We start from the raw sequence: 11,932 nt of genomic DNA, 5'->3' as shown, positions 1-11,932 counted from the left end.
CTCCAGACGCTCACCCAGCTCATTCAGCTTTTTCAGACCTTCCTGCATGCTATCGCCTTCACGGAATACACCAAAGTAAAGCTGCATGGTGTTTTGCAGATCCTTACGAACGTCAGCAACTTTTTCACCACTACTGGACTGATTCAGACGATCCAGGCGAGACATGGCGGCCTCAATATCACTACCAGAAGCATCAACACCATCAAAACCTTCTCTCAGGTTTTTCTCTATCTGGATACCTGCTGCACGACCGAACACCACCAGATCCAGCAAAGAGTTACCACCCAGACGATTAGCACCGTGAACGGATACACAGGCAGCCTCACCACAGGCGTAAAGGCCTTCAACCACCTGATCATTGCCTTCAGCATCAGGAAACAAAGCCTGGCCACCCACGTTAGTCGGGATACCGCCCATCATGTAGTGACAGGTTGGTACTACAGGAACAGGCACCTTAACCGGGTCTGCATGTGCAAATGTCTTGGATAGTTCACAAATACCAGGCAGACGCAGATTGAGAGTTTCTTCACCCAGATGATCCAGCTTCAGCAGAACGTGATCCTTATCAGGTCCACAGCCACGACCTTCCAAAATCTCCAGAATCATGGAACGGGCTACTACGTCACGACCAGCCAGATCTTTTGCGTTGGGCGCATAACGCTCCATGAAGCGCTCACCCTCACTGTTGATCAGGTAACCACCTTCACCACGGCAACCCTCAGTCACCAAAACCCCCGCACCATGAATACCGGTCGGGTGGAACTGCCACATTTCCATATCCTGCATTGGGAAACCGGCCCGCAGAGCCATACCAATTCCGTCACCGGTATTGATCAACGCATTGGTGGTGGAAGCATAGATACGCCCGGCACCACCGGTAGCCATAACAGTCGCTTTGGATTTGATATAAACGGACTCACCCGTTTCCATGCAAATCGCGATAACACCGGCCACCTGACCATTCTGATTCTTCACCAGATCAACAGCGTACCATTCATTCAGAAAAGTAGTACCGCCTTTCAGGTTGGCCTGATAGAGGGTGTGCAGCAGAGCGTGACCTGTGCGGTCAGCTGCGGCACAAGTTCGGGCAGCCTGACCGCCCTTACCGAACTCTTTGGACTGACCACCGAATGGACGCTGATAGATACGACCCTCCTCTGTACGCGAGAAAGGCAGCCCCATGTGCTCCAGCTCAAAAACAGCCTGGGGACCTACCGAGCACATGTATTCGATAGCATCCTGATCACCGATATAATCAGAGCCTTTTACAGTATCGAACATGTGCCAACGCCAGTCATCCTGTGGATCTGCGCTGGCAATAGCACAAGTAATACCACCCTGTGCAGACACAGTGTGAGAGCGGGTTGGAAATACCTTGGTTACACAGGCCGTCTTGATACCCGCCTGAGTCAGTTGCAGTGCAGCGCGCATGCCAGCGCCACCACCGCCGATTACGATGGCGTCGTAAGTCAGTGTACGTAGAGCCGACATAGATTAATTCCCCCAGAGAATTTGAATGCCCCAGACGATGTAACTGAATACTGCAACAAAACAGATCAGCTGGAAGGGGAAACGAATCAGAACAGACTTACTTCCGAATGCACGGGCATTCAGATAGTCAGTGGCTATAGTCCACATCCCTACCCAGGCGTGGGCAGCAATGGACAGAATGGCAAGCAAGGTAAACACCTTAACCCAGGCCTGTTCGAACAGACCATTCCACTGCTGAAAATCCAGACCGGGATTTACAAGAACATAGCCGCCTATAAACAGCGTATAGGCAGCCAGAATAATGGCAGACAGTCTCTGCAGCATCCAGTCGTAAAGTCCACTTCGAGACAAGTTGGTAATATTGGTTACCATACCCACACCCCCGCGAGCACAATCAATACAGCCGACAGAATAATGGTGATGATCGCACCAGCCTTGCCTGACTCTTTACCTTCACCTACACCCACATCCATTAACAGATGCTTGACACCTGCAACAAAGTGGTAAATCAGACCGGAAAGCAGCACCCAGACAATAAATTTGACCGGGCCACCCGACATGAGTGTTTTCAGTTTCGCAAAGGACTGTTCCGAAGACAGCGACAGGTCCAGTGCATACAGCAGGAAACCAACTCCGACAAATAGCAATATGCCCGAAATCCTGTGCAGGATCGAGGTATAAGCTGGCAGAGGTAGTTTGATTGTGGTTATGTCTAGATTGACAGGTCTTTTGCTATTCACGTTTTTTGTCCCAACGCCCGAGGCGTGCACAGCTGAATCAGCAACATTATCCAGAGGTTATGACCTACTCGGGATCATGCCCTCTATCATCAGGTTTACCTGAACAGGCCACCCTGACTGCAGGCTAAGAAACCGCGTTAATTGTTGTTAACGTTCTCTTCTCACCCCCCCTCATGAAGCCCTCCACGACTTCGGCTGTGAAGTATAAACAGTTCGGTTTTCAATTACAATTGATTAACCCACTAAGCAAATTTACTATAGACCTCTGAGTTTATTGCGCAGACTTTTTCAACGACACACATGTTTGACAAACAGATTTCTGGCCCTATAGTGGTCGAACCGTGAAAGGGGCCCAACCATAAAAAAACTTATTCTGTGAGCACAATAATTTGGGTCCGAGACTAAGATAACGGCAGAATAAACGGCAAGACAGGAGCCTATGATGGCTGAAAAGAAAGCAACCCTCTCGATTGACGGCAAACAACTGGAACTTCCTGTACATACGGGCTCTCTCGGCCCAGATGTTGTTGATGTTCGCGGCCTGACTGCCAACGGTTTGTTTACATACGACCCCGGTTTCGTATCTACAGCTTCCTGCGAGTCAAAGATCACTTACATAGATGGTGAAAAGGGTGTGCTTCTGCACCGTGGTTACCCTATCGAGCAGCTTGCTGAGCACTCTGACTATCTGGAAACCTGCTACCTGCTGGTTTATGGTGAACTTCCCAACAGGAAGGAGAAAAAGCATTTTGAAGACACCATCATGCGTCATACCATGATTCATGAACAGATGGTAGACCTGTTCTCCGGCTTCCGTCGCGACGCTCACCCTATGGCCGTGATGTGCGGCGTAGTAGGCGCTCTCTCTGCCTTCTATCACGATTCACTGGATATCACTAACGAACGTCACCGTGAAATTTGCGCCTATCGCCTGATTTCCAAGATGCCAACCCTGGCAGCTATGACCTACAAATACTCCATCGGACAGCCGTTCGTCTACCCGCGCAACGATCTGGGCTACGGTGGCAATTTCCTGCATATGATGTTTGCTACGCCCTGTGAAGAGTACGAAGTTAATCCAGTTCTGGCTCGTGCCATGGATCGTATCTTCCTGCTGCATGCAGACCATGAACAGAATGCTTCAACATCGACTGTGCGCCTGGCAGGCTCCAGTGGTGCCAACCCATTCGCCTGTATTGCTGCTGGCATTGCAGCTCTGTGGGGGCCGGCTCACGGTGGTGCCAACGAAGCGGTACTGGTTATGCTGAATGAAATCGGTGATGAGAAACACATCGATGAGTTCATTGACCGCGCCAAGGACAAAAACGATCCCTTCCGTCTGATGGGCTTTGGTCACCGCGTCTACAAGAACTTTGACCCACGTGCCAAGGTTATGAAGCAGACCTGTGACGAAGTACTGAGCGAACTGGGCCTGGAAGACGATCCTCTGTTCAAGATCGCCAAGCGTCTGGAAAAGATCGCCCTGGAAGACGAATACTTCGTTGAGAAGAAGCTGTATCCGAACGTGGACTTCTACTCCGGTATCATTCTGAAAGCTCTGGGCATTCCAACAGAGATGTTCACTGTAATCTTTGCAACCGGTCGTACACCGGGCTGGATTGCTCACTGGCATGAAATGATCAGCGGTGAATACCGCATTGGTCGTCCGCGCCAACTTTACACCGGCGAAACTTCCAGAGATTTTATTCCGGTATCTGACCGCTAAGCAGCCTCCTGAAAGCCGGTGCTATTATCGGCTTTCAGACCTCCTCTGTTTCACCTGCCTCAGACTTTTTGTGTCATTTCAACGCCTTTGAAACATGACTGCCACTATTTCCCGGGGGACCAAAAACATCGTTCCGGACTGATTAATCGTAATGCTGGCTGAACCTGTCAAACGGACAAGGGCCAAAACATTCTTTAGATGCTTTCAGTCTCGTCTACTTTTAACCGATATTACCTATGAGTAGCTTAGGGAGTAGTGTCCCGGCATGAACGGCTAGTACGATAGAGCTAATACGATAAAACAATGACTGAACTTTTCCTGAACCCAGAGCCCTGGATTGCTCTGGCAACTCTTACCGTCCTGGAGATTATTCTGGGCATCGACAACATCATTTTTATTACAATCGTTGTCGACAAACTGCCTGCACATCAACGCAACAATGCCCGCAGACTGGGACTATTACTGGCAATGTTCACAAGGATCCTCCTGCTACTCTCCATTACCTGGATCATGACACTCACTGCCCCGCTATTCCATCTGTTCAACCATGCCCTATCCGGTCGGGACCTGATTCTTCTCGGTGGCGGGCTCTTTCTGCTCACCAAAGCCACTCATGAGATCCATGACGCTCTTGAACCCGGCGAAGATGAAGGACCTCACCTTAAACCAAGAGGGTATGCTATAACTCTTATCCAGATTGCCCTCATCGATATTGTTTTCTCCCTGGATTCAGTCATCACCGCAGTAGGGCTGGCAGAACACCTTTGGGTTATGATTACCGCCATTGTTATTTCGGTAGGCATTATGATGCTTGCAGCGGCGCCTGTTGGAGAATTTGTCAACAACCACCCTTCCTTCAAAGTGCTAGCGCTTTCCTTTCTGGTTCTGGTGGGTGTCTCTTTGATAGGAGAAGCTCTGGACTTTCATATCCCGAAAGGCTACATCTACTTTGCCATGGCGTTTTCACTGGCCGTCGAGATGCTCAATGGCCGTTTGCGATCGGAGCAAAACAAGTAACAGGAAAGTATTCTCCATTTATTGAGCAACACCCTCTGACTACTGGAGCTTTTATGTCCTGCCCGATTCTTTTTGATATGGATGGCGTGATTGCCGACTCCTGGCGACCCTTTTTCAATTACTGGTCAGAGATCCTGATCAAAATGGGCGCAGATAACCTCGCGACTGAAGCGCAAATTCTCGCCCTCTTTGAAGGCAATTTCTTCAAAAAGCTAGGCCAGCAAATCCCCGGTGACTGGATGCAGCCCGCTTTTTTGAATAGCGCGCGGCTCGCCCACTTAAAGTTTATGAAAGAGTGCCCTTCTGTTCCTGACGTCAGTGAAAGTCTTCAGCACCTTGCTCAACACTACCCCCTTTACCTGATCACCTCCAACTTTACCGAAGCGGCAGAACATTTCCTGACAAAACAGAATATCGGGTGTTTCAGGGAAGTTATGGGAATGGAGCAAGGCGTCATCAAGACGGACAAAATCCGGACAGTGATGAAACAGCACCCAGACCAGCCCTGTTATTTCGTCAGCGACACCTCAGGAGACCTTAATGAGGCCCGTGAAGCCGGAGCTATTCCCGTTGCAGTCAGCTGGGGCTGGCACGACCGCTCAACCCTTGAAGCAGCAAAACCCGCTTTCATACTTGACAATCCGTCTGAGCTGCTAGAATTCAGCTTTCACATTTAAACCTCGGACAGGTACCCATGAGACCCAATCCTTTCAGAAATGGTTTCTCTGGCCATTTCTGTCTGAATGATGATAAACACCGAAATTCAATGATCCGGAATCACACAAAGCCACCCGCTCCCGGGCCTGTTGACCAAACCCGAAGATCCTGGCAGTCAGGCACACCAGAAGGCATTATTGACTAAAATGGGTAAGATTGATGAATAGCGTAAAAGCAGAGCTCATTACGCTCAGGTCCCACCTGCTGACAGGTACTAGCCATATGATTCCCTTCGTGGTGGCTGGAGGCGTCCTTCTTTCATTGTCTGTCATGCTGCATGGTAGAGGAGAACCCCCGGAGTCCGGTTTACTCAAAGATGTGTGGGACATGGGGGTTGCTGGCTTTACCCTCTTTATCCCCGTACTCGGAGGCTATATAGCCTGGTCCATTGCCAGCCGTCCCGCTCTGGCACCCGGGATGATTGGAGCCTGGCTGGCAGGTCAGTTCGGTTGTGGCTTTCTGGGAGCAATGATTGTAGGACTCATTGCAGGCTATATTGTTAATGCCCTCAAGAAAATCCCCTTTCCACCGACCATGCGACCTATTGCTATCATCTTTATCTACCCTCTGGCAGGCACGTTTCTGACCTCAGCATTGGTAATTTGGGTAATTGGACAACCCATCGCCAATATGATGAATCACCTGAACGAGTGGCTCTATAGTCTTCAGGGATTATCCAAGGTTTCACTTGGCGCCATTCTTGGCGGCATGACCGCTTTTGATATGGGCGGTCCTATCAATAAAGTCGCCACCCTGTTCGCTCAAACTCAGATACAAGATCACCCCTATCTAATGGGTGGTGTCGGGGTGGCCATTTGCACCCCACCTTTGGGTATGTGGCTGGCCACCCTGCTCTCCCCCGGGAAATACTCTGCTGAAGAGCGAGAGGCTGGCAAGGCTGCTCTGGCTATGGGTATGATAGGCATATCAGAAGGAGCAATCCCCTTTGCTGTTGCTGACCCAATACGAGTCATACCCGCCATAGTTCTGGGAGGAATTACCGGCAATGTAATAGGATTCATGGCCGAAGTCATCAATCATGCTCCCTGGGGTGGCTGGATCGTTCTGCCGGTTGTCGATGGTCGCCCCTGGTATATTCTGGCCACCATCGCCGGTGCACTGGTAACAGCTCTGGCTGTCAACCTTTTGAAACCTGTAAAGCCCGAATCTTAAGAGCTTTCCAGACAATTATCCTTACCCTGCGTTAAAAATATCTGAAGGCCAGATTAATTTATGAAGAACTCGCACTCACTGGTTGAAGTCACACCACAAAGTCACGATCTTTTGCTCGAGATAGTTTACGCTACCACGAGGAACTTCACTGGTAAGCAGGTTTATAAAAAACCTCTGTGCCTGATGCACGAAGAAGCCGCCAACAGATTGCAAAACGCCATTGAAGTTCTTCAACCCATGGGGCTCAAATTAAAAATATGGGATGCCTATCGCCCACTGGAAGCCCAGCAGGAACTCTTTCAATGTGTACCGGACCCTCAATATGTGTCCCACCCGAAAACCGGGTTACGTACCCACTGCAGAGGGATAGCTGTTGATCTCACGCTGGTTGATCAGTTCGGACATACATTGGAAATGGGCACAGAGCTGGATGACTTCCGCCCATTAGCTCACCATGGCAATGACCAGATTACCGAGCTCGCACAGAAAAACAGGTTAATCCTGGCAGGCGCCATGAATGTGGCTGGATTCGACGCTCTTGAAAATGAATGGTGGCATTATCAATTACCTGATGCTGATCTATATCCGATATTAGAGGAAAATGAAGTCTGTTCAGGTATTATCTAGTGCCGCCGAATCTTATGCTTGATTCCGCTCGCACAGAGCTTGTCCAAGTGCAGTGCCACTGACCTTCAACAAGCCCGGGACGAACAGAGTGCGTGTCTATACCAACTCTGCTGTATGGGTAATCAGCTTGCGAATCTCAGGAATACAGGATCCACAGTTTGTTCCTGCCTTCAAAGACTGACCCACCTCGACAGGGTCAGTAAAGCCTTCCTCTTCAATCACACGACAGATGGTTTTCTCGCCCACACCAAAACAGGCACAAACCACTTTGCCAGTATCTTCTCCCTTCGGTGGAATGCCTGCCAGTAATCGCCAGCGCTCTGAAAAAGGAATATCTTCTTTTTCAAAAGCAGCCTGTAGCCATACACGATCACTGTCGGGCAATGACTCTCCAACAATAAGAAGAGCCTGCAGCTGGCCAGATGCAAACCAGGCACTACGGGCACTGCCTGTCTTCAGATCAGTGTAATCAATTCTTTCCTTGCCTGAGCCGACACACTCCAGCATTGTAGAATCAATGGATTGGCCTGCCACCTCATATCGGAACCCCTGCTGGAATTTCACCTCTGTGGCATAATCAAACGGCTCAAAGTCCTGCTTTTTGCGACTTAGTAAAACCGCCTGTTGCTTCAGAGAAACTGCTTCAATGCAGGCAGGAGTGTGCTTGCAACCCGGCTGCTTTGACCAGGGGTCTACCTCTGGCTTCACCAAAACACCACAGTGACCGCTTTTGCTGTTCTGCCGTGTCCAGTGCATGGGCATGAAAACATTACCCCTACCCACTGAAGGTGTGACAGCAACCCTGACCAAAATGGCATCAAAGGCTGTAGTCAATCGACACAATCCCTGGTCAGCCAGCCCGTACTTCTGAGCATCTTCAGGATGAACTTCCAGGAAAGGCTCATCAATGTGCTGACTTAACCTGGGCGACAGTGCTGTACGCGTCATGGTATGCCAATGATCACGAACCCTGCCAGTATTCAGCAACAGCGGATAGTCGGCGTTGGGCTGATGGTAGGAAACCTTGAACTCCGTTGAAACAATATTCGCCCGACCTGTTTCTGTGAAAAAGCTGCCATCAGCAAACAATCTTGTATGTGGCTGAGCAGACGTTTGTCCTGTCACCAGTGGCCACTGGAATGGATCAAGTGCTTCGTATTCCGCATCCGAAATGGAAGCCACAGCACCAATATTAAAATCTCTTGTACGACCCTTAGAATTATTCTCAAAAGCAGAGAGAGCCGCATGTTCACGGAAAATATCAGCAGATCTCTGATAATTAAAGGCGTCACCAAACCCCATCTTTTCTGCCACCTTCGAAATAATCCACCAATCAGGTCTGGCGGCTCCGGAAAGTTCAAACAGAGCTCTCTGCCTCGAAATTCTTCTCTCCGAGTTGGTGACCGTGCCGTCCTTTTCACTCCAGCCAGCGGCGGGCAAACGGATATGGGCAAACTCAGAAGTATCTGTTTTTTCAATGCAATCAGACACGACGACCGTCGGACACTTTTTCAGGGCACTGATCACCGTATTGCTATCAGGCATACTGACCACAGGGTTAGTACCCATAATCCAGACAAATTTTATGTCGCCGTTATTCATGGCATTAAACAAATCTACGGCTGTTTTACCCGGTGATGTAGCAATATTCGGTGCCTTCCAGAATCGCCTGACCCGATCCACATCGTCCGTGTGAAAATCCATATGAGCAGCCAGCTGATTGGCCAAGCCTCCAACCTCCCGACCTCCCATCGCATTTGGCTGACCAGTAAGTGACAATGGCCCAGATCCCGGCTTGCCAATACGTCCCGTAATCAGGTGACAGTTGATGATGGCATTGACTTTATCGGTACCAGCAACGGACTGATTCACACCCTGAGACCAGGCAGTAACGACTTTTCCGGTCTCTGCAAACCACTCACAAAACTGCTTGAGAGCAGCTTTATCAATCCCGCAAAGTTTGGCAACCGCTGAAAAACTCCCTACTTTTCTGGCGGCGTTCAGAGCCTCATTAAAACCTTGGGTGTGCTGATCAATGTATGCCTGATCCAACTTATTGTGCTTATCAAGGTAGCTAAATAACTTATTGAAGAGAGCGGTGTCGGTTCCTGATTTCAGAGGAAGATGCAGGTCGGCGATGTCACAGGTATCAGTGGCACGAGGATCGATGACAACCACCTTCATGTCTGGACGCTGCTCTTTTGCAGCCCTTATTCTCTGGAATAATACCGGGTGACACCAGGCTGTATTGGCACCGACCAGCACGATCATATCGGCTAATTCAAGGTCCTCATAGTTACCAGGCACAGTATCAGAACCGAATGACCTCTTTTGACCTGCTACCGTAGAAGCCATACAAAGGCGTGAGTTGGTGTCTATGTTGCCGGAACCAATAAAACCCTTCATCAGTTTGTTAGCCACATAGTAATCTTCTGTCAGTAATTGACCAGAGCCGTATAAAGCCACCGCTTCAGGACCGTACTCTTCTATTGTGGTTTTCAGTCGATAAACAACCTCATCCAGGGCAACATCCCAATTGACTCTCTGCTCACCTATATAAGGGGTCAGGAGACGATTCTCCAGAGAAACCGTTTCTCCGAGTGCACTGCCTTTTGAACAAAGACGTCCAAAATTAGCAGGGTGGTTCTTCCGGCCTTCTATATCCACCAGATGGAGCTCTTTATCGGTGACCGTCGCCTTGATACCGCAGCCAACACCACAATAGGCACACGTCGTATTGATGACTTGCTGAGGGTGATTGCATATATCGATGCTGTCAGCCATAGACATACTTCCTTCATTGGAAATTTCTTAGTGTTTCAGTGCATCTGCATTCAGATAACGTTTGCCGAAAATAAGTTGGTCGCGGATATCTGAAATATCTCGCCCTGTTTCCATCAATTCCTGATACCAGAGACCATCTGAAGCATCGCCAAAGAGCAGAGCCCCCTTCAACTCGTTATCACGGATCACCAGTTTTCGATAGATGCCAACTCCTGCAGCATCAATGATGATTTCTTCATCACTCTCTTCTGCAACAAACTGTCCACTGGAAAACAGATCAATACCGTCTACTTTCAGGCTGGTTGGTATCGGAACAGGCTCAAACCGCTCTCCCGACGAGCCCAACAGTCGATGCACAGCCACCTGAGCGTGCCCATAAACCGGCGCCACAAGACCAAACAGATCGTTGTTCAGCTGCACACACTCGCCAATCGCCGTTACTGAAGGGTCTGAGGTTTGCATTCTGTCGTTCACCAGAATACCTCTATCACACGCCAGACCAGTACCTCTGATCAGTTCTATGTTGGGCCGAACCCCCGCTGTCACTACCACCAGCGAAGCCTGTAACCACTCGCCATCTTTCAGTTGCACGCCGGTCACTTTTCCATCATCACCCGTATAGGAATCCAGCATGGCACTGCAACGGAACTCAATACCTTTTTCTTCCAGTGCTTTCTGCAAAAGCTTTCCGGCCTTTTCATCCAGCTGTCGGGCCATAGGAATGGACATGGTATCCACCACGGTGACCTTCATACCCCGACTGGCGAGGCCACTGGCACATTCAAGACCCAAGAGTCCGCCGCCAATTACCACGGCCTTTGCCCGGGGTCTGGATGAAGCTGTAAGCATCTGCTCAACATCATCAAGATTCCTGAAAGCCATAACTCCTTTCAGATCAGCTCCGGGTACAGGAATACGATTGGGTAGAGAACCCATCGCCAGAACCAGATGATCGTAATCAAAACTTTGACCACCCACTGTCTCGACTCGCTTCAACTCAAGATCAAGACCATCAACCCGATAGTCGCTGCCCGAAAACAGGCTGATATCCTGGTTCCGATACCAGGATTCAGGTTGCAGTTGAATACCCTGAAGATCGACACTGCCTGCCAATAACTTGGATAGCTGAATCCGGTTGTACCCGGGGCAGGATTCCTCAGAAAGAACGGTGACCTGATACTCACGGCTATTCTGCTCAGTAAGCTTTTCCAGAAAGCGAACTGAGCCCATGCCATTTCCCACCACCAGCAGCTTTCGCTTCAATGACGGATGACGACTGACGCTCGCCGCCTGTAACGCCGCTGTCATATCAGGCTGCCTCGATAGTGACCGACACCAGTGAGACCTGAACCCTCTGGTCCACGACTTCCACGGGATAAGTATTTAACGCCACGGTTTCATCTTCCAGACACTGACCGGTGCTTAAATCAAAGTGCTGTTTATAAATGGGCGACGCTACCACCAGACGCCCTTCCAGATCTCCTACCAGACCACGGGAGATAACATTGGCCTGACTGAATGGATCGTGGTTATCCACTGCATAAACTTGGTCGTCTACTTTAAACAGGGCAACTTGAACGCCTTCCACCAGAGCACAGACACCCAAGTTCTGAATAAGATCACTTTCACTGCAAACGGTTGTCCAAACTTTATTAGC

General features: G+C 49.7%; 12 protein-coding genes. 6 read left to right on the top strand and 6 right to left on the bottom strand.

Annotated features, from left to right (window positions below; genetic code table 11):
• The 3 genes from sdhA to sdhC all read right to left on the bottom strand — a co-directional run.
• A partial coding sequence (gene sdhA / locus KDK19_RS17090) for a succinate dehydrogenase flavoprotein subunit (protein ID WP_257292437.1) occupies window positions 1-1,491 on the bottom strand: 1,491 nt, incomplete at its 3' end.
• A 3-nt stretch (window positions 1,492-1,494) separates the two neighbouring features.
• Complete coding sequence (sdhD, locus tag KDK19_RS17085) at window positions 1,495-1,863, bottom strand: succinate dehydrogenase, hydrophobic membrane anchor protein (protein ID WP_257254648.1); 369 nt, start codon at window positions 1,861-1,863, stop codon at window positions 1,495-1,497.
• Window positions 1,857-2,231, bottom strand: coding sequence for a succinate dehydrogenase, cytochrome b556 subunit (gene sdhC / locus KDK19_RS17080; protein WP_257254649.1), 375 nt, complete (start codon window positions 2,229-2,231; stop codon window positions 1,857-1,859). Before sdhC ends, sdhD begins: the two co-directional genes overlap by 7 nt.
• Before the next feature lie 442 nt (window positions 2,232-2,673).
• Between sdhC and gltA the strand changes: the two genes are divergently transcribed.
• From gltA to ddpX, 6 genes are all read left to right on the top strand, one after another.
• Complete coding sequence (gene gltA / locus KDK19_RS17075) at window positions 2,674-3,957, top strand: citrate synthase (protein ID WP_257254661.1); 1,284 nt, start codon at window positions 2,674-2,676, stop codon at window positions 3,955-3,957.
• Window positions 3,958-4,260: 303 nt separating this feature from the next.
• Entirely contained in the window at window positions 4,261-4,974 is a 714-nt protein-coding gene (locus tag KDK19_RS17070) for a TerC family protein (protein WP_257254650.1), read from the top strand.
• Between the two features lie 53 nt (window positions 4,975-5,027).
• Entirely contained in the window at window positions 5,028-5,651 is a 624-nt protein-coding gene (locus KDK19_RS17065) for an HAD family hydrolase (protein WP_257254651.1), read from the top strand.
• Between the two features lie 17 nt (window positions 5,652-5,668).
• Window positions 5,669-5,836 (top strand): hypothetical protein, encoded by a 168-nt coding sequence (locus tag KDK19_RS17060; protein ID WP_257254652.1) that lies wholly within the window; start codon window positions 5,669-5,671, stop codon window positions 5,834-5,836.
• 14 nt (window positions 5,837-5,850) lie between these two features.
• On the top strand, window positions 5,851-6,864 hold the full coding sequence (locus KDK19_RS17055; RefSeq protein ID WP_257254653.1) for a PTS fructose transporter subunit EIIC: 1,014 nt from the start codon (window positions 5,851-5,853) through the stop codon (window positions 6,862-6,864).
• A gap of 60 nt (window positions 6,865-6,924) precedes the next feature.
• Window positions 6,925-7,491, top strand: a complete 567-nt coding sequence (gene ddpX, locus KDK19_RS17050; RefSeq protein ID WP_257254654.1) for a D-alanyl-D-alanine dipeptidase — start codon at window positions 6,925-6,927, stop codon at window positions 7,489-7,491.
• Between the two features lie 96 nt (window positions 7,492-7,587).
• Here ddpX and KDK19_RS17045 read toward each other — a convergent pair whose 3' ends face one another.
• From KDK19_RS17045 to nirD, 3 genes are all read right to left on the bottom strand, one after another.
• Window positions 7,588-10,275: a nitrate reductase gene (locus KDK19_RS17045; protein ID WP_257292436.1), complete on the bottom strand. Its 2,688-nt coding sequence runs from the start codon at window positions 10,273-10,275 to the stop codon at window positions 7,588-7,590.
• 27 nt (window positions 10,276-10,302) lie between these two features.
• Entirely contained in the window at window positions 10,303-11,583 is a 1,281-nt protein-coding gene (locus KDK19_RS17040) for an NAD(P)/FAD-dependent oxidoreductase (protein ID WP_257254656.1), read from the bottom strand.
• Window position 11,584: 1 nt separating this feature from the next.
• The coding region (gene nirD / locus KDK19_RS17035) for a nitrite reductase small subunit NirD (RefSeq protein WP_257292435.1) at window positions 11,585-11,932 on the bottom strand (348 nt) is incomplete at its 5' end.

It is taken from the genome of Endozoicomonas sp. ONNA1 (genome assembly GCF_024606325.1).
GTDB lineage: Bacteria > Pseudomonadota > Gammaproteobacteria > Pseudomonadales > Endozoicomonadaceae > Endozoicomonas_A.
Note: the sequence above shows the minus strand (reverse complement) of the source record. Positions and strands in the feature narration are given on the sequence as shown.

Excerpts from the sequence above, each read along its gene's own strand:
- sdhD (WP_257254648.1), bottom strand. The coding sequence starts at position 1,863 with ATGGTAACCAATATTACCAACTTGTCTCGAAGTGGACTTTACGACTGG.
- gltA (WP_257254661.1), top strand. The coding sequence starts at position 2,674 with ATGGCTGAAAAGAAAGCAACCCTCTCGATTGACGGCAAACAACTGGAA.
- KDK19_RS17070 (WP_257254650.1), top strand. The coding sequence starts at position 4,261 with ATGACTGAACTTTTCCTGAACCCAGAGCCCTGGATTGCTCTGGCAACT.
- KDK19_RS17065 (WP_257254651.1), top strand. The coding sequence starts at position 5,028 with ATGTCCTGCCCGATTCTTTTTGATATGGATGGCGTGATTGCCGACTCC.
- KDK19_RS17060 (WP_257254652.1), top strand. The coding sequence starts at position 5,669 with ATGAGACCCAATCCTTTCAGAAATGGTTTCTCTGGCCATTTCTGTCTG.
- KDK19_RS17055 (WP_257254653.1), top strand. The coding sequence starts at position 5,851 with ATGAATAGCGTAAAAGCAGAGCTCATTACGCTCAGGTCCCACCTGCTG.
- ddpX (WP_257254654.1), top strand. The coding sequence starts at position 6,925 with ATGAAGAACTCGCACTCACTGGTTGAAGTCACACCACAAAGTCACGAT.
- KDK19_RS17045 (WP_257292436.1), bottom strand. The coding sequence starts at position 10,275 with ATGGCTGACAGCATCGATATATGCAATCACCCTCAGCAAGTCATCAAT.
- KDK19_RS17040 (WP_257254656.1), bottom strand. The coding sequence starts at position 11,583 with ATGACAGCGGCGTTACAGGCGGCGAGCGTCAGTCGTCATCCGTCATTG.